Below are 16,557 nucleotides of genomic sequence, written 5' to 3' on the forward strand. Positions count from 1 at the left end.
CCTCACACGTCCCTGCGACGGCGCCTCGCTGTCCTCGCGTGCCCGCTCCTGCGCCCGCAATGCGTCGTCCCCGCGGGGCAAACGGATTCGCCGCTCGTACACCTCTTCCGCGGCGTGCCGGGAGGACCGGACCCGGCAGCCCGGCAGCTGAAATTCGCCCGGCGCACAGCCGGTTCAAGGAGAGAGGAGATGCCCGGCCGAGGGCGGCCTGGGACCCGATGGCCGGACGGAGCGGCAATATCATGCCGAAACAGCAAGGTGCGGCTCCCTCATCAGGGAACCGCACCGGGGCTCAGCTGTGTCCAGCGGGCTCAGTGCCTGCAGCTGTACCAGCCCTTGTGCCACTGCCTCTCCCAGTGGCCGGGGTGCCAGTACTTGCTCCAGTACCCGTGGTGCCAGCGGTGGTGACCGTCGTACCAGCCGCCGTGCCACCTGTACTCCCAGCGCCCGTTGTACCAACGCTTGGTCCAATAACCCGAGTGCCAGGTGCACTTGGCGTGCACGGTCTGGCTGGCCGTGGCCGGCGCGGCGGGAGCCGCAGCGGCGGCCGTGCCCGCGGTCCCCACGGCCGCTCCGCCGGCCAGCATGGCACCGGCCGCGGCGACCGCCAAGGAGCGCCTCAGCTGCTTTGCTCGCATGGATCTACACCTCCTGTTGAGCCCCTGGGGCTCGCGAAGGGACGCTCGGGGCACTGCCGCAGCGATCCGTGCGGCTTGGCCCAGGATTCGTCGGCGTCCGAACCGCCCGCGACTCCGTGTGCGGGGACCGTTCCTGCCTTCCGGCTTCCGTCCCTCTCGGTCCGCCAGGCACCCGGCTCGCATAAAAGCGGCATAAAGGAAACGTACCCCAGATCGGACACGAGTGAGGGGGTTGCACAGGGTCGCGAACGGTGACCCGGCGCAGTCGGAGTCATGGGCGCTACGGTCGGCATCCTGGCCAGGCGTGACGCCGGCCGGTACGCGGTGATCGGGAGGGTGAGAGGCATGCTGGTTCTCGGACGTGCGCAGGTCGAGGCGCTGCTCGACATCGATGCGCTGATCGATGCCCTGGCGTCGGCGATGACGGACCTCAGCGCGGGCCGTGCCGCGGCCCCGGACCGGGTTGCCGTGCGGGTACCCGAACGGGACGGCTTCCTGGCAGCGATGCCGGGCCATGTCCCGTCGGCCGAGATGCTCATGACCAAGCTGGTCTCCGTCTTCCCGCACAACGGCGGCACCCCTCTGCCGACCCATCAGGCGCTGATCGTCGCCTTCGATCCGCACACCGGAGAGCCCGCCGCACTGCTGGACGGTACGGCGATCACCGCGGCCCGGACCGCCGCGGGTTCGGCGCTCTCGGCCCGCCTGCTGGCCCGTGACGACGCCTCGGTGCTGGCACTCCTGGGCACCGGCGCCCAGGCCCGATCGCACGCCGCGGCGATGTGCCGGGTCCGCCCGATCCGGCAGATCCGGGTGGCGGGCCGCGACCGGGCGAAGGCGGCCGCGCTGGCCGACCTGCTGTCGGCCGAACTCCAGGTCCCCGCCGCGGCGTTCGCCGACTACGCCGAGGCGCTCGACGGCGCGGACATCGCCGCCGCGACCACCCATGCCGTCGACCCCGTGGTCCGCCGTTCCTGGCTCTCGCCGGGCGTCCATGTGACCTCGGTGGGCTTCAACCCGGACGGCCGCGAGATCGACGACGCCACGATCGCGGAGGCGCTGGTGTGCGTCGAATCCCGGCAGGCGGCACTGGCTCCCTTCCCCGCGGGCAGCAACGATCTGCTGCTCCCGCTCCGCGCGGGCCTCATCACCGAAGCACACGTACACGCCGAGCTGGGCGAACTCCTCACCGGCCGGAAAGCGGGCCGCACTTCACCGGACCAGATCACCCTCTACAAGTCCGTCGGTGTGGCCGTACAGGACGCCGCGGCCGCGGCGCTGGTCGTCGCGGCCGCCCGGGAGCAGTCGGCCGGGACGGAGATCCGGCTGGGGTGACGCACGAGCGCCGGCGGCCCCGTCGCGGACGGCGAGGCGGGCCCGGCGCGCTCAGCGCCCGTACGTCCGGTGGCACAGCTGCACCAGGTCCGCGCGGACCCGGCCGGACGCCATCCGGCACACCACACCCGGGTCGACCGTCGCCCCGCGCCGCGCCGGCCGCGGGAGCGCCCGCGTCTGCGCACCCGCGTGGTGCCGCTGCCGTGGCACGGTGCGAACGGGCTGGGTACGCGTACGCGCCCTGGGCGGAGCGGAACGCGGGTGATGCGGCATGGCCCGTCCCTTGCGCCGCTCCAGCCCGTTGACCGCCGCAGCGTGCCCTCGGGGGGCAGCTTTCTTGGGCACCTTCCGCTGCCGTCCGGGCTTGTGCCGTGCGGAGGCCACATCCACCAGCCGTTCCCGCGTGGACTTCTCGGTGGGCATCAGCAGCGGTGAGGGCCGGGCCGGAGCGACTGTACGGCCGCCCGGAGCGGTACCGGGCCCGTGCCCGGATCCACCGGCCGGGAGGGAGACGCACCCGGTGGCGGCAAGGAGGACGGCGGTCGCCGCGGCAAGACGAAGAAGGAGAGGACGCACGACTTCACGGTGTCGGAGGCTCGGGGGCTGGCCAAACGACGCGCCGGGACTCCACGCGGACGAAGGACAGATGCGAACCTTCGTGGGACTCCCGCGCTGACGAGCAGCGTTCGAACACGGCGGGACGGCAGCGGCACGGGGCGCGTCTAGGGGGTGTCTCTCCGATCTCCGTGGGCCTGCGGCGCTCCCCCAGCTAACGCTGGGAGGTGCCCCCAGGCACCGCGCCTCGCGGCGTTGTCGCATCACCCACGGACACCCAGTCCGCGGGAGATGCTCCGCCTTGCGATGCACGGCACCAGACGCCGCAGGCTGATCCACGGAGATCGAAGAGACACCCCCTAGGCCCGCCGCTCACATGGACAGCGACCGGAGCCGCACCGGCCCCTCGGGCGGCGGCCGGCAACGGATATCAGCCCAGACCGAGGTCCGGACCGAAGACCTCATAGTGGATCTGCGCGGCGGGCACTCCCGAGGCCAGCAGTTGGGTACGCACCGCCTTCATGAACGGCACCGGCCCGCAGAGATACGCGGTGGTGCCGGCCGGAAGGGCGAGTTGCGTCAGATCCATCAGACCGGTGCGCACGGTCACCGCCTCGGCCGTCCCCTGCTCCGTCTCGTCCCGGTCACACCGGAGCCCTTCGCCGTCCTGGAGCCCCTCCCTGCCCTGGAGCCCCTCCTCGTACCAGAGTTCCGCCGTGGCGTGGGGGAGCTTGTCGGTGAGCCGGCAAAGATCCGTGCGGAACGGGTGGGTGGCGGGCGACCGGTCGGCGTGGGCGGTGATGATGCGGCGCCGGGAGCCCGCGGCGGCGAGATGCGACAGCATGCCGATCATCGGCGTACAACCGATGCCCGCCGAGGCGAAGAGCAGCGGGCCCGCGCCGTCCTCGGAGAGCACCACCTCGCCGAACGGCGGGCTCACATACAGGATTTCGCCGCCGTGGACGTGTGCGTGCAGATGTCCGGAGACCTCGCCCGCGGGGTCCTCGGACGGGGCCCCGGCCCGGCGCCCGGCCGCTACCCGCTTCACGGAGATCTGCAGCCCGCCGTCCGGCTGTCCGGACAGGCTGTACTGGCGTATCTGTCGTGCGCCGTCGGGGAGTTGGACCTGTACGGACACGTACTGGCCGGGGCGGGACGGCGGGACGGGCGCGCCGTCGGCCGGCTGCAGGAGGAAGGTCGCGATCGCGTCGGTCTCCTGGATGCGGCCGGCCACTCGATACGGCCGCCACACCTTGCCGTCCTGGACGCCCGCCTCGGCGCCGAGCCGCTTCTCGATGGCGACCAGGGCATGGGCCATCAGCCAGTACACCTCGTCCCAGGCGCGCACCACGTCATCGGTCACCGCATCGCCGAGCACCTCGGCGATGGCCGCGAAAAGGTGCTCCCGCACGATCGGGTACTGGTCCTCGCGCACCCCGAGCGAGGCATGCTTGTGTGCGATCCGCGCCAGCATGGTGTCCGGCCGGCTGTCCGGGTGCGCGACGAGATGGCTCGCGAACGCGGCGATCGACCCCGCAAGGGCCTGCCGCTGGCTGCCGTTGGCCTGGTTGCCGCGGTTGAAGAGGTCGCGCAGCAGCTCGGGGTGCGCGGTGAAGAGCTTCTCGTAGAAGAGCGCCGTGATCTCATCGATGGCCCCGTTCACGGCGGGGAGGGTGGCGGTGACGGTCCTGGCGGACTCGCTCGACAGCATCGACTGCTCCGATTCTCGAAAAGGAGGAGAGGGGAGGGAGGAGGAAGGAACTGAAACTTGCATCTTGGATGCGCATTTTTGGCCAAGGGGAAGCGCGGTCCTGGAGGTGGACTCGTCCCCGGTGACGGGCTCGGGTTGCCGATCGCACTCAGGTCGCGGGGCGGGGAGCCAGGCTGAGCAGGATCGGGCCGGTCGGGCTCTCGATCAGATCGGCGATGGAGAGCGGGTCGAGCGAGGCGTAGAACGCTTCCTGTGCCGCCCGCAGCGCACCGCGCAGCCGGCAGCCGCCGCGCAGCGGGCACGGCGGCTCGTCCTCGCACCCCACGACGTCGTCCACCCCCTCCAGTTCGCGCACCAGCCGTCCCAGCGACCCCGTACGCCCCGCGGTCGTGAGCGTCAGCCCTCCGCCGCGCCCGCGCCGAGCCTCGACGGCGCCGAGGTGCGTCAGCTTGCTCACCACCTTGGCGGCGTGGGTGTACGGCACCTCGACGGCGCTCGCCACCTCGCGGGTGGTGGGCGCGGCGTCCTCGTCGCCGAGCACCGCCAGGCGCATGGCAATACGGAGGGCGATGTCGGTGCTCTTGGTCAGTCGCACACCCGTACTCTATAGAAGTGGTATCCAGGATGCCAATTAAGAGCGGTGCCCGCCGCCGGCGGCCTGCTGCTGGAGGTAGGCGGCGATGGCGGCGACGTCGTTGCCGATGGCCAGGACGCCGTTGATGTCGGCATGGGGGGTCGAGGCCCCGTTCACCCCGTCGAAGAACACGTCGAAGTGGCCCTTGCGGGTCTCCAGATAGCCGGCCGCGGTTTCGGCGCCCACCGCCAGCCGGTCGTTGAGCGCGTCGCCGCCCGCGGCGGTGCCCGTCTTGGCGAAGACCTTGCCGCGTGAGGGGCAGTGCCGGCAGGAGTCCGCCAAGGTCCCGTCGACGCCCAGTACCGGCAGCGAGGTGCGGAAGCGCTGCGCTTCGGGGGTGTGCTGCCAGTACGTCAGGATCTGCGCCAGGGCGCGTGGTGTGGTGCGGTCGGCCGGGTTGCCGCCCCGGCCGTCGGCGAGCTGTACGGCCCTGCGGTCCACGTGCGCACGGTCCAGGAAGGCGGCGAGCACCGGGAAGCCCTCCTCGCAGTTGGAGCTTCCCGTGGTCGTCGCCATCAGGCACACCCCGAGGTTGGCCCCGAGATTGTGGCTCACCTTGAGGATCAGCTTGGCGTATTGGGCGTACGGCGGGGAGGTGTACCGGGCCACCGCGGGCGCGCCCTGGTAGGAGCGCGGCAACTGGCCGGCAGGGTTGGGGCCCACCGGCTTCGCCCGGACCTGGACGCCGGCGCGCTGCAGTGCCTCGATCAGGGCCGTCCGGCCGAAGGCGTTCGGGTCCTTGATGCCGGAGACCCGCAGGACGGGGGCGGAGCCGGCGGCGATGGTTCCTGACAGCCGGATGCGGGTGCCGTCGGGGGAGCTGGTCACGTCGATGTCGGTCGGTTGGCCCGCCGCGACGGTGCGGACGGCCGAGGTGACGTGGTACGGCGCGACCTTCGGCCGCCAGTCGAGGCCGGCCGGGGCGCCCGCGCCGGCGCCGGGGGAGGTCAGCAGATCGATGAGGTTGTCATTGATGATCAGCGGCGTGGGGGTCGGGTCGAGCACCGGGTCCGGACGGAACAGCCGGGCATCGATGACCACGTTGCCGTCGACCCGCCGGATGCCCGAGGCGCGTACCTGCCGGGCCAGCTGGTCGATACCGGCCAGCGGGTTCTCCGGGGTGAGGGTGGCCCCCGGGACGTCGTCGGCGTAGGTGTGGTCGATGGTGGTGAAGGCGACGGTGCCGTCCTTGCGGGTGCGGCCGCCGAGCGTCAGGTCGCCCTGCGCGACCAGGTCCAGGTTGCCCTTGAGGGTGCTGCCCAGGCGCCGCCCGACGGCGTGGACCGGCGTGACGAAGCGGTGGTCGCTGCCCAGGGTGCGCCAGGTGCCGCTGACGCTGAACAGCTTGGCCGTCGACCCGGGGATGAAGAACTGGTCGGCGTAGCGGGACTGCGTCACCTCGCCGCCGGCCGGGTTCTGTTGGAACAGACCCCATTGGGCATGGCGGTAGTCCGGCTTCCGCATGACCGCGGCGATGCGCGGATCGAGACGGCGGGGGGTGGTGGACGGCGCTGCCTGGACGAGGCCGGTGACGACGACGCCGACGGCCAGCACAACGCTCAGGGTGCCGGCAATGCGCCGTCGGGCCGTCCGGTGCGTGACGGAGGGTGACATGCAGGCTCCACCAATGGTGTTGTTCTGACGTATATCTGCCCTTATGTTCCTCCTGAAGGTACTGCTCACCCCCGGTGCCGGGGCGCGGCGCGTCGTCGGGGTCCCCCGGACGATCCATTCCGGCCGTCGCGGTGCGTAAGGCGGGCGGGAGCGCCGCCCGCCCCGTCATGCCCGGTGGACGAGGAGTTCGGTGTTGCGGTCCGCCGGCCGGCCTGCCATTTCATGGACGCCGCCGCTCATGCCGGCGGCCAGGCCGGGAGCGTTGTAGGACAGCTCGCGGTAGAGGGAGGCGAGGCCGACCGCCGAGAGGTCGTCGAAGTCCGTGCGGTGCGGAGCGGCCGACTCGATGAGGGTGGTGAACAGCGACAGCGTGCCGTCGTGGTTGTCGACCAGTTCGAGGATCCGGGCGTGCTGCGGATAGTCCACGTGCGAGGCGGTGTTGACCTCCCAGAAGGAGCGGGCGGCCGTCGGGTGGGCGTGCGGCGTGATGCGGTTGACGTGGCTGTGGCCGTTGATCCACGCCACCACGTTGGGGAACCGGCTCAGCAGGGCGATGAGCTCCGCACCGTCGTGCCGCTTCTCTTCCGCGCGCGCCGCATCGGGGCGCCGGGTCATGCTCGGGCTGTGGTGGTGGCTGAAGACCAGGATGTGCGCGTCGTCGGCGCCGGCATTGCGCACCAGTCGGCCGTCCGCGTCGTAATGACGGGAGCTGTGGGCGGCCAAGGTCCGCTCCAGCCACTGGAGTTGGCCGGTGCCCAGCGACCCTTCATAGTGGCCGCTGCGGTAGGTGGTGTCGATGCTGATGCCGAGGACACCGTCCGCGACCGTGAAGGAGTAATACGTCTGGTCGTCGTTGAGGTGGTCGTCGGTGTAGCCGTGCCCGACCGGTCCCGCGCCGGCGAACGCCGGGTTCAGATGCGCCCGCAGATACTCGTGCGGGGTGAACATGCGGCGCCGCTCGTCCGCCGTCACGGTCCGGGCCCTGGCGGCGTTGCGTCCGAGGATCTCCTTGAGCACGGTGCTCTTGGGGTCGTCGCCGCTGTCCAGCACCTTGGCGAACGCGGCCACATCGGAATCCGGTACGGAGAACAGCTTGCGTGCCCCCGTGATGTAGTCCGTCAGCTCCGGGTCCTGCGGGGCCAGACAGCCACCCGGCAGATCGTCGTGGTTGCCGGGCGTCGAGTACCAGGGAATCCGCAGGCCGGGACTGGTGACGGGGCGGATCGCGGCGTCGAGATAGCCGGGTATCGACGGCAGCCCCCGCTTCTTGTCCTGGTCGCGCAGGCCGTCGGCCGGATGCCAGTACAGCGGGAGGCCGCAGTTCTGTACACCTTCGTAGGCCGCCGGGTCACCGGTGTTGGGCGTGATACGGCCGCCGCTCATGAGGGTCAGGAACCACTCCAGCTCGATCATGGAGTGGTTGTCGATGTTGTCACCCGTGGACATGACGAAGGCCGGCCGCCGGCCGGTGTGGGGTCCGCCGCCCAGCGCGTTGGCCTGCTCCACCAGCGACACGGCGCCGGCCACCGACAGTGCCTCCTGCGCGCGCCACGACCCCGGCGAGCCGGCGCGCAGATATTCGGTGCGCAACGGGCTCTGGACGTCGGCCACATGGAGATCGGTGAACTGGACGAAGCAGGCCAGGGCGGTCCGCCGGTCCTGGCGCCCGGTCCCGGCGGAGGCGAGGTCGCCGCGGACCACCAGCGGCCATCCGGGGCCGGAGCCGAGGCGGCGGTAGCTGCCGCTGCCGGTGAGGTGCGCCGCGGTGTCCAGTGTCGTGACCCCGTACGGGGCCGCCCGCCGCCCGGCCGGACCGGCCGGCGACGTGCGGGGGAGAGGCGGCGCGCTCGGAGCCGCGCTGCTGCTGCGCTGGCTCGGCAGTGCCCATGCGGCACTGGCTCCGGCGACGGCGGCACCGGAGCTGAGAAGGAAGCGACGACGGTTGGTGGGGATGTGGGTTTCGATACCGGCCATCAGGCCCTCCGTGCCGTGGCCGGCATGCCTGACCACGGCGGTGTCACCAAACGGAATGTCTCGTTCCAGAGTTTGGGTGACGTGCGTGACCGCTAGCTGAACTTGCCCGGAACGCGGCGCACCCATTGCCCGTCGGTACGGTCCGCTGCCGGGTCGGCCGGGATGCCCGGCGTCTCGGGTCGTCCACCTACACTCACGGGCATGGCATGCCGCATCAGTGAGCTGGTCCTCGACTGCGCAGACCCCGACCGGCTCGCCGCATTCTGGAGCGAGGTCCTCGGCTACGTCGAACTCGGCCGGGAGGACGACGGAAGCATCGAGATCGGCCCGCCCGACGCCGGCTTCGGCGGCCCGCAGCCCACCCTCGTCCTCAGCCCCAGCAGCGACCCACGGACCGGCAAGCTCCCGCTGCACATCGACGTCAACGCCACCGACCGCGACCAGGACGCCGAGCTGGAGCGGCTGCTCGCGCTCGGCGCCAGGCCCGTCGACGTCGGCCAGACCGGCACCGAGAACTGGCACGTCCTGGCCGACCCGGAAGGCAACGAATTCTGCCTCCTGCGCACCCGGCTCCAGCCTCTCTGACCACCTGCGTCCCGGCGCCAAGCCGCTCGGCCGTACGACCGGGGCCGGGGCGGGCGTTGGTGTCAGCACCTGAGCTTGTGCTTGAGTTCCCGCCTTGTTCATCGACGAGCGGCCGCGGAGGGTGCGGCGGCCTCCCGCCGGCCCGCCCCTACGCCTGGCGTCGCGCCGGGCGGCGGCTCAGGTTGAGGGCGGTGCGGAGGTCGACCGACGGGTCGAGGCGCGCGTCGAGGCGGGCGTGCAGCAGCGGTCCGCCGGTGGTGAAGATCTTGGTGCCGAGCGCGGCATTGAGCTTGGCGGCGGCGACCGCGGTGACGGTGATGCTGGTGTTCATCCGCAGCATCGCGGCATCGGTGTCGATGGACGCATTGGCGGCGAGCCGGGTGAAGGTGCCCAGGATGACGTCCGCGCCGCGGTCCAGGCCGGCCCGCAGGGTGCCCTGGGACAGGTCGCCCACGAAGTCGGAGATCTTGACGGCCTTGCCGGTTCTGCTGTTGAGCAGCGCGAGACCCGCCTCGGCGAACCGGAGCTCACCGCCGACCTTTCCGCCGCTGTTGGTGACCGCACCGCCCTCGATGTCCAGGCTCACTCCGGCATCGGTGGAGTGGTGCTGGCTGATCTTTCCGTCGGCATCGACGTCCGCGATCGCCACACCGTGGTCCTTGAGGGCGGCCAGGAGAGTGGGGGGAGCGTCGAAGCGGGCCGTGCCGCCCTCGACGGGAACCTCGGTGTTTCCGGCGCGACGGCCGGTGGCGGCCGGCTCGCCGGGCGGCCCGGCGACGGCGGAGGGGCTCGCCGGTGCGGGTGCGGCGGCGAGAAGAGTGCTGGTGAGCGCCACGACGGCAGCCGTGGCGAGAAGGCGAGCGCGCATGCATGTCCCTTTCTCCGGTGCCACCGAGCGCCGGGTGCGCACGGTGCGTGATAGAAAAATCACTTTACGTGCTCACGGGGTGGTCTCACGGGTGCACGGCCCGGGGCGGCGCCCGGCGGTGCCGCCGCATTCGGGCGGTCGTCGGTCGGCGCTCGCCCGTCCGGGGGCGTGGTGGCGCCGCGGGGCCGGTCGGAGTGGGTGTCCCGGGAGGCGTACGGCGGCCCGCACGGCGGCCTCGGCGTCATCGCCGGCCACCCGTGGAGCGGCTTGAACGTCTGACGTGCCATGAGGGTTGCAAGTCGCCCTGAAGTCAGGTCGATTGATGGGGGATCAGCTGCGCTGGGCAGGGCTCGGGCTCGTCCACCCCTCGCCGCTACAGCCTGCGCACCAGGGCAGCCCCGACGCCCTGCTGTGTCGGCCCCTCTCCTGACGGCCGCGACTCAGCCGAGGAGATCCAGCAGCCGCTGACCCTGCCGCTCCACCGCGTCCACCGGATTCCGTCGATTACCGGCCCTGGCGTCGAACAGCAGCAGGAACAGCCAGACGAGGGCAAGCAGACGGCGACGGTCCCGCAACCGGCCCAAGTCCGCCCGGGTGAGGTCGAATTGGTCGAGGAACGAGGAGACGTCGAGGGGGTGCTCCGCCCAGCTCGCCACATGCTCGGTGATCTCCGCCAGCTCGAAGAACCGGTCGCTTCGGCCCGAGTCCTCGAAGTCGACGATCCGGACGGTCGAGCCGTCCCAGAGGAAGTTGGCGAGATTGCCGTCCCCGGCTCCGAAAACCGGTGGCATTCCCGGCGTGCCGGGCCGGTCGAGATGCGCCGACGCCAACCAGGCCACCCCGGCATCCATGGCCTGTGCCACCTGCCCGCTGACGTGCGGTCGCATCGTGGGCGTCCAACGACGGATCCTGGCGACGAGTTCCGCTGCGTGGTCCGGCCGGGGCGGGACCGCTCTCAGCACCTCGGCGGGCACCGCGGCGTGGAGCCTCCGCAGGGCTGCCGCCAGGGCGGCGACCTGTACGTCGGACAAGGCACGCCCACGCATCGGCACACCGGCCAGCCGCGACATCACCACCACGGGCGCGGCAAGGGCCGGAGCGCAACCCCATGGCTCGGGCGCCAGCCCGGGAGCATGAGCGGCCAGCAGCGTCAGCGCCCGCCACTCGCGCGGACCACCCTCGCGATCCGTCCCCCGAAACCGCTTGATGACCCTGTCCGGCAGTAATTCGACGGCATGCGTGCAGTGTTCGGGCAGTTCGGGCGTCATGGCGACGATCCTGGCAGAGGGACAATTCGCAGGAGACGTCTTCGGCGTTGGCCTACGATCACGGCATGACATCCGAAAGCCTCGTGGAATCGCATGGTGTGTCCGTGCGGCAAGTGCGATGAGTCGTGAACCGTCGCTCAGCGAGGCCGGCGTCGAGCGCCTGACCGAGATTCCGGCCGGGGAGATCGTCCTGCGGGACGAGGGCACGAAGACGAACTGGCGGGTCGAGGTCGGAGCCTTCCGGCTGGCGCCGTATCCCGTGACCCGTGCGCTCTACCAGGCGGTGTGCGGTGCGGTGCCCGTGAGCACGGCGGGGCCGCGGACGCCGGTGACCGAGGTCTCCTGGCCGGACGCCCTGCGGTTCTGCAACCTCCTCTCCCAGGCCGAGGGGCTGGAACCCTGCTACTCGATGGGCCAGGATCCCGACGCCCAGGACGTGGTCTGCGACGCGGAAGCCGGTGGCTATCGCCTTCCGACCGAGGCGGAGTGGGAGTACGCCTGCCGGGCCGGCACCTCCGGCGTCCGGTACGGCGAGCTGGACGACATCGCCTGGTACCGCGGGAATTCCGGCGGTGAGCTGCACGAGGTCGCCACCAAGGCGCCGAATGCCTGGGGCCTCTACGACATGATCGGCAATGTGTGGGAGTGGTGCTGGGACGTCTATGACCCCCAGGTCTACGGCCCGTACCGGGTCTTCCGCGGCGGTGGCGCGGACGACTGGCCCCGGGGCTGCCGGGCATCGTGCCGCCGCAAGAGCCATCCCACCTTTCGGGTCGACGACCTGGGTTTCCGGCTCGCACGGTCGGGGTCGCGGGGGTAGCGGGGCGGGCCGGAGCGGGCCGGAGCGGGAGGCGGTGCGTGGCCGGGAGGCGGTGCGCGGGCGCCGATCGCCGGTCCGCGGTGACCGTTGCCGTCGGTGATCGTTCCCAGGTGGTGAAGAGAATCGTCACTGCCTCGGTCCTTGCCCTGTTCTGCCTCGTCCCGGCCGTGCCGGCTCATGCCGACGGCCCGGAGCTGATGCCTCAGGTCGCCGGCCGGGGACTGGTCGCCGCTTATCAGGCTCTCCACTACGACCCCTCGGTCCAGCTCAGGGACGGGCGGGGTGCGGGGCGCCATGTGCTGTGGCCCGCGAGCTGGAAGGTCTGCGCGCAGGACCCGGAGGCGGGCACCCCGTTGCAGGACCGGAAGGTCACGCTCCTCGTCGTCAAGAACGACGAGTCGTGTGAGCCGTGACCCACGGCGGCCGGTAGTGCGGGCCGCGGTCAGTTGCGTGGGAGGCGGCCCTTGCTCTCCATGGCGGCACGCACCCGCTCTTCGGCCAGCCGGCGACCGGCGGCGTGCGGGGTGACCTCCTGCTGCCGGGCCTCGTCCAGGACGGTCACCGTGTTGGCACGCAGCTTCGTCGAGACCGTCTGGAAGATGCCGGCAGTGTCGGGCGGGAACCCGGAGTAGCGGGCGTCCATGGCGAAGGCGGCTGCGACCACGCCGCCGGCGTTGGCCACGAAGTCGGGGACCACGGTGATCCCGCGCTCGGCCAGGAGGGTCCGGGCCTGCACGGAGGTGGGCAGATTGGCGCCCTCCACCACGAGTTGCGCCTTGATGTCCTGGGCGGTCGTGTGGGTGATGACGTCCTGGAGCGCGGCGGGTACCACGAGGTCGCAGTCCACGGTGAGTTCGCTGCCGGTGGCGAGCGCGGTGCCCGTGGGGTGGCGGGTGACGAAGTGGTCGCCGTGTTCCGCACGCGCCGTCAGCAGGGCGTCGACGTCGAGACCGCCGGGGTCGTGCAGCGCTCCATGGGCGGTGGACACCGCTACGACGGTGGCACCGAGTTCGGCGAAGCGCCGGGCGGCGGCGCTGCCGACCGCACCGAAGCCCTGCACCGCGACCCGGGAGCCGGCCAGCGACAGGCCCCGGTGCTGTGCCGCGGCGTCGGCGGCCTCGGCAACCCCGTAGCCGGTGACCCCGAGCCGGTCGTAGGCCACCCCGCCGAGATGCGCGGGGGTGCCGACGGCGGCCCCGCGGTCGCCCAGCTCGTCCTGGATGATCGCGGCGTCATCCTCCGTCAGCCCCATGTCGAGTCCCATCACATACTCGTGGGGCACCTCGTTGGACAGCGCACGGGCAAAGGCCCGCAGCACCGCCTCCTTGTCGCGGGAGCCGGGGTCGGCGACGATGCCGGCCTTGGCGCCGCCGTAGAAGAGATCGACGGCGGCCCACTTCCACGTCATGACCCGGGCCAGGCGGGACACCTCGTCGACGGTGACGCCGGGGCTCATACGGGTGCCGCCCTTGCCGATGCCGCGGGCGGTGTTGTCGATCACCAGGACGCCCTTCATGCCGGTGCGCCGGTGGGAGACTACGACGATCTTCTCGGGGCCCCACTCGTCGACGAGAGAGAGTGCATCAGTCACGGGCGTGTTCCTCATCGGGAGGAAGGGCGGGCGAGGCGGGCCGGCCGGAGGTGTCGGACGGGGGCAGCGCGTGGGCGAGGAGCTGGGCGAGGTGGGTGCCGTGGCGCGGGGTCTGCTGGGCGATCTGGGTGCGGCAGCTGAAGCCATCGGCCAGGATCCGGGTGTCGGCGGCGGCCGCGCGCACCGCGGGGAGCAGCACCTGTTCACCCGCGGCCACCGAGACCTCGTAATGGCCGCGCTCGAAACCGAAGTTGCCGGCCAGACCGCAGCATCCGGAATCGAGTGTGGTGTTGTCGATGCCCATACGGGCGAGCAGCGTGCTGTCGGCACTGAAGCCGGAGGTGGCGTGCTGATGGCAGTGGGTCTGGCTGATCGAGTGGGCCGCCACCTGCGGGGGCTGCCAGTCGGGGGCCTGGTGGATGAGGAGTTCGGCGAGGGTGCGGGCGGACCGGCCGAGGGCCCGGGCGTCCTCGTCGCCGTCGAGGAGTTCGGGGAGGTCGCTCCGGAGGGCCGCCGTGCAGCTCGGCTCCAGTCCGACGACGGGGACGCCGGCGCGCACGGCCGGCCGTAGTGCGGCGGTGGTACGCCGGGCGATACGGCGGGCGACGCCGAGCTGCCCGGTGGTGATCCAGGTGAGTCCGCAGCACTGGGTGCCGTCGGGGACCTGCACTCGGAAACCGGCGTGCTCCAGGACGGCCACGCCCGCGGTGAGGACCTCGGGGCTGAAGTGGTTGTTGAAGGAGTCGGCCCACAGCATGACCGGGCCGCGCCGGCCGTCGCCCTGCGGGGTACGGCGGCGGAACCAGCTCAGGAAGGTCTGGTCGGCGAAGCGCGGGACCTCCCGTTGGGCGGCGATACCGCCGAGCCATTTGAGGGCCGGGGCCAGCCGGGAGGAGGTGAGCGCGTTGACCAGCCGGGGGACCCGGGCGGCCGGCCGTGCCAGCAGCGGCAGCCAGCCCATGGAGTAGTGCGAGGCCGGGCGCAGCCGCCCCTGGTAATGGTGGTGGAGGAACTCCGACTTGTAGGTGGCCACATCCACTCCGACGGGGCAGTCGGCGCTGCATCCCTTGCAGGACAGGCACAGATCGAGGGCGTCACGGACCTCGGTGGAGCGCCAGCCGTCGGTGATCACCTCGCCCTGGGTCATCTCGTACAGCAGACGGGCGCGGCCGCGGGTGGAGTCCTTCTCGTCCCGGGTGACCCGGTAGCTGGGACACATCACGTCGCCGCCCCCGCTCGCCGAGCGGCACTTGCCGACGCCGACGCAGCGCCGGGTGGCCTTGGCGAAGTCACCGTCGTCGGCGGAGAAGGGGAGGACGGTGGCCAGCGGCAGGGGAGTGCGGTGCGGGCTGACCCGCAGGTGTGTGTCGACGGGCAGCGGCTGCACGATCATGCCGGGGTTGAGGCCGTTGTCGGGGTCCCAGACGGACTTGAACTCCTCGAACAGGGCGATGATCTCGGACCCGTACATGAGGGGCAGCAGCGCGGAGCGGGCCTGGCCGTCGCCGTGCTCGCCGGACAGCGAACCGCCGTGCGCGGCGATCAGCCGGGCGGCGTCGGTGACGAAGGTGCGGAAGACGGCGGTGCCCTCTTCGGTGCTGAAGTCGAAGGTGATGCGGACGTGCAGACAGCCCTCGCCGAAGTGTCCGTAGACGGCGCCCTGGAGTCGATGGCGGTCCATCAGTACGGTGAACTCCCTTAGGTAGGAGCCCAGTTGGTCGGGTGGGACGGCGGCGTCCTCCCATCCCGGCCAGGCTTCGTGGCCGTCGGGCGAGCGGGTGGCCAGGCCGGCGCCGTCCTCGCGGATCCGCCACAGCCGGCGGGCGCGCGCCGGGTCGGTGATGACCTCGCTGCCGGTGCAGCCCGGGGCCTGTTGCGCGGCCTCGGCCAGCGCCTCGGCCTGCCCGGGCAGGGTGTCTGCGGTGCCGCCGAGCTCGGCGAACAGCCAGGCCCGGGCGGCGGGCAGGGTGTCGATGGCGGCCCGGGTCTCGGGCCGGGTGACGATGTCGGTCAGCGCATGGTCGAGCCCTTCCAGCGCCAACGGCCGGTGCCCGAGCAGCGCGGGGACCGCATCGGCCGCGGCGCAGGCGTCCGAGAAGCCGAGGACGACCAGAGCCCGCTCGGGCGGCGGGCGCAGCAGCCGGACGGTCGCCGTGAGCACGACGGCCAGCGTGCCCTCGCTGCCGACCAGCGCGCGGGCGAGGTGGAAGCGCCGCTCGGGCAGCAGCTGTTCCAGCGCATAACCCGAGACCTGCCGTGGGAACTGCCCCAGCTTGGTGCGCAGCACCGCCAGATTGCGCTGGGCGAGACGGTGCAGCGCGGCGATCAGCTCCGCGCGGTCGTCTCCCGCGGCGATGGCCTCGTCGATCTCTTCCTGGGTCATCTCGCCGAGCCGGACCACCGTGCCGCGGTAGGTGACCACTTCGAGTTCGACGATGTTGTCGGCGGTGCGTCCCCAGGCGAGGGAGTGCGATCCGCACGCGTTGTTGCCGATCATGCCGCCCAGGGTGCAGCGGCTGTGGGTCGAGGGGTCGGCGCCGAACAGCAGCCCGTGCCCGGCGGCGGCCGTCTGGAGCTCGTCGAGTACGAGGCCGGGCTGCACGGTCGCGGTCCGGGCGTGCGGATCCAGCGCGAGCAGCCGGTTGAAGGAGCGGGAGAAGTCGAGCACCACGCCCGGTCCGACGGCCTGCCCGGAGGTACTGGTGCCCGCTCCCCGGCAGGTCACCGGCGCGCCCAGGCGCCGGCACACGCCGAGGGCGTTGAGCACGTGCCGGCGCTCCCGGGGGAAGACCACGGCCAGCGGAATCCGGCGGTAGTTGGAGGCGTCGGCGGAGTACTGTGCCCGGGTGCCGCGGTCGCCCGCGACCGTGCCGCAGTCCCCCTGCCGGAGGGCTTCGGCCACAGCTGCCGCATCGAGGCTGCCATGGCCCTGGGCTGTCGTGGTCACAGCGCGTGCTCCTTCGT

General features: G+C 71.9%; 12 protein-coding genes. 4 read left to right on the forward strand and 8 right to left on the reverse strand.

Annotation, left to right across the window (positions count from 1 at the left end; all coding sequences use genetic code 11):
• Nucleotides 1-983: 983 nt before the first annotated feature.
• Nucleotides 984-1,973 (forward strand): ornithine cyclodeaminase family protein, encoded by a 990-nt coding sequence (locus BKA18_RS35800; RefSeq protein WP_366045046.1) that lies wholly within the window; start codon nucleotides 984-986, stop codon nucleotides 1,971-1,973.
• Nucleotides 1,974-2,958: 985 nt separating this feature from the next.
• On the opposite strand, the gene BKA18_RS35805 is transcribed toward BKA18_RS35800, so the two are convergent.
• The 4 genes from BKA18_RS35805 to BKA18_RS35820 all read right to left on the reverse strand — a co-directional run bounded on the left by BKA18_RS35805 (nucleotide 2,959) and on the right by BKA18_RS35820 (nucleotide 8,461).
• Entirely contained in the window at nucleotides 2,959-4,239 is a 1,281-nt protein-coding gene (locus BKA18_RS35805) for a globin domain-containing protein (protein ID WP_366045047.1), read from the reverse strand.
• A 148-nt stretch (nucleotides 4,240-4,387) separates the two neighbouring features.
• On the reverse strand, nucleotides 4,388-4,834 hold the full coding sequence (locus BKA18_RS35810) for an RrF2 family transcriptional regulator (RefSeq protein WP_366045048.1): 447 nt from the start codon (nucleotides 4,832-4,834) through the stop codon (nucleotides 4,388-4,390).
• Between the two features lie 36 nt (nucleotides 4,835-4,870).
• Entirely contained in the window at nucleotides 4,871-6,487 is a 1,617-nt protein-coding gene (dacB, locus tag BKA18_RS35815; RefSeq protein WP_366045049.1) for a D-alanyl-D-alanine carboxypeptidase/D-alanyl-D-alanine endopeptidase, read from the reverse strand.
• A gap of 165 nt (nucleotides 6,488-6,652) precedes the next feature.
• Nucleotides 6,653-8,461 carry a TIGR03767 family metallophosphoesterase gene (locus tag BKA18_RS35820; RefSeq protein WP_366045050.1) on the reverse strand — a complete coding sequence of 603 codons (1,809 nt, stop codon included), beginning with the start codon at nucleotides 8,459-8,461 and terminating at the stop codon, nucleotides 6,653-6,655.
• Nucleotides 8,462-8,662: 201 nt separating this feature from the next.
• Here BKA18_RS35820 and BKA18_RS35825 point away from each other — a divergent pair, with 201 nt between their 5' ends.
• A complete protein-coding gene (locus BKA18_RS35825) occupies nucleotides 8,663-9,046 on the forward strand; it encodes a VOC family protein (RefSeq protein WP_366045051.1) in 384 nt (127 codons plus the stop codon).
• 148 nt (nucleotides 9,047-9,194) lie between these two features.
• On the opposite strand, the gene BKA18_RS35830 is transcribed toward BKA18_RS35825, so the two are convergent.
• Both BKA18_RS35830 and BKA18_RS35835 read right to left on the reverse strand, forming a co-directional pair.
• Entirely contained in the window at nucleotides 9,195-9,914 is a 720-nt protein-coding gene (locus BKA18_RS35830; RefSeq protein WP_366045052.1) for a hypothetical protein, read from the reverse strand.
• 440 nt (nucleotides 9,915-10,354) lie between these two features.
• Nucleotides 10,355-11,182, reverse strand: a complete 828-nt coding sequence (locus tag BKA18_RS35835) for a phosphotransferase family protein (RefSeq protein WP_366045053.1) — start codon at nucleotides 11,180-11,182, stop codon at nucleotides 10,355-10,357.
• A 118-nt stretch (nucleotides 11,183-11,300) separates the two neighbouring features.
• Between BKA18_RS35835 and BKA18_RS35840 the strand changes: the two genes are divergently transcribed.
• Nucleotides 11,301-12,002 carry a formylglycine-generating enzyme family protein gene (locus tag BKA18_RS35840; RefSeq protein WP_366045054.1) on the forward strand — a complete coding sequence of 234 codons (702 nt, stop codon included), beginning with the start codon at nucleotides 11,301-11,303 and terminating at the stop codon, nucleotides 12,000-12,002.
• Nucleotides 12,003-12,112: 110 nt separating this feature from the next.
• Nucleotides 12,113-12,415, forward strand: coding sequence for a hypothetical protein (locus BKA18_RS35845; protein WP_366045055.1), 303 nt, complete (start codon nucleotides 12,113-12,115; stop codon nucleotides 12,413-12,415).
• A gap of 29 nt (nucleotides 12,416-12,444) precedes the next feature.
• On the opposite strand, the gene BKA18_RS35850 is transcribed toward BKA18_RS35845, so the two are convergent.
• On the reverse strand, nucleotides 12,445-13,593 hold the full coding sequence (locus tag BKA18_RS35850) for a Glu/Leu/Phe/Val family dehydrogenase (protein WP_366045056.1): 1,149 nt from the start codon (nucleotides 13,591-13,593) through the stop codon (nucleotides 12,445-12,447).
• Nucleotides 13,586-16,540 carry an FAD-binding and (Fe-S)-binding domain-containing protein gene (locus BKA18_RS35855; protein WP_366045057.1) on the reverse strand — a complete coding sequence of 985 codons (2,955 nt, stop codon included), beginning with the start codon at nucleotides 16,538-16,540 and terminating at the stop codon, nucleotides 13,586-13,588. The genes BKA18_RS35850 and BKA18_RS35855 overlap by 8 nt, the downstream gene beginning before the upstream one ends.
• Between the last annotated feature and the right edge of the window lie 17 nt (nucleotides 16,541-16,557).

The sequence above is a fragment of the Streptomyces auratus genome, assembly GCF_050433025.1.
Lineage (GTDB): Bacteria > Actinomycetota > Actinomycetes > Streptomycetales > Streptomycetaceae > Streptomyces > Streptomyces sioyaensis.

What these genes read in the sequence shown, in the direction of transcription:
- BKA18_RS35800 (WP_366045046.1), top strand. Translation starts at nt 984, where the DNA reads ATGCTGGTTCTCGGACGTGCGCAGGTCGAGGCGCTGCTCGACATCGAT.
- BKA18_RS35805 (WP_366045047.1), bottom strand. Translation starts at nt 4,239, where the DNA reads ATGCTGTCGAGCGAGTCCGCCAGGACCGTCACCGCCACCCTCCCCGCC.
- dacB (WP_366045049.1), bottom strand. Translation starts at nt 6,487, where the DNA reads ATGTCACCCTCCGTCACGCACCGGACGGCCCGACGGCGCATTGCCGGC.
- BKA18_RS35820 (WP_366045050.1), bottom strand. Translation starts at nt 8,461, where the DNA reads ATGGCCGGTATCGAAACCCACATCCCCACCAACCGTCGTCGCTTCCTT.
- BKA18_RS35825 (WP_366045051.1), top strand. Translation starts at nt 8,663, where the DNA reads ATGGCATGCCGCATCAGTGAGCTGGTCCTCGACTGCGCAGACCCCGAC.
- BKA18_RS35830 (WP_366045052.1), bottom strand. Translation starts at nt 9,914, where the DNA reads ATGCGCGCTCGCCTTCTCGCCACGGCTGCCGTCGTGGCGCTCACCAGC.
- BKA18_RS35835 (WP_366045053.1), bottom strand. Translation starts at nt 11,182, where the DNA reads ATGACGCCCGAACTGCCCGAACACTGCACGCATGCCGTCGAATTACTG.
- BKA18_RS35840 (WP_366045054.1), top strand. Translation starts at nt 11,301, where the DNA reads ATGAGTCGTGAACCGTCGCTCAGCGAGGCCGGCGTCGAGCGCCTGACC.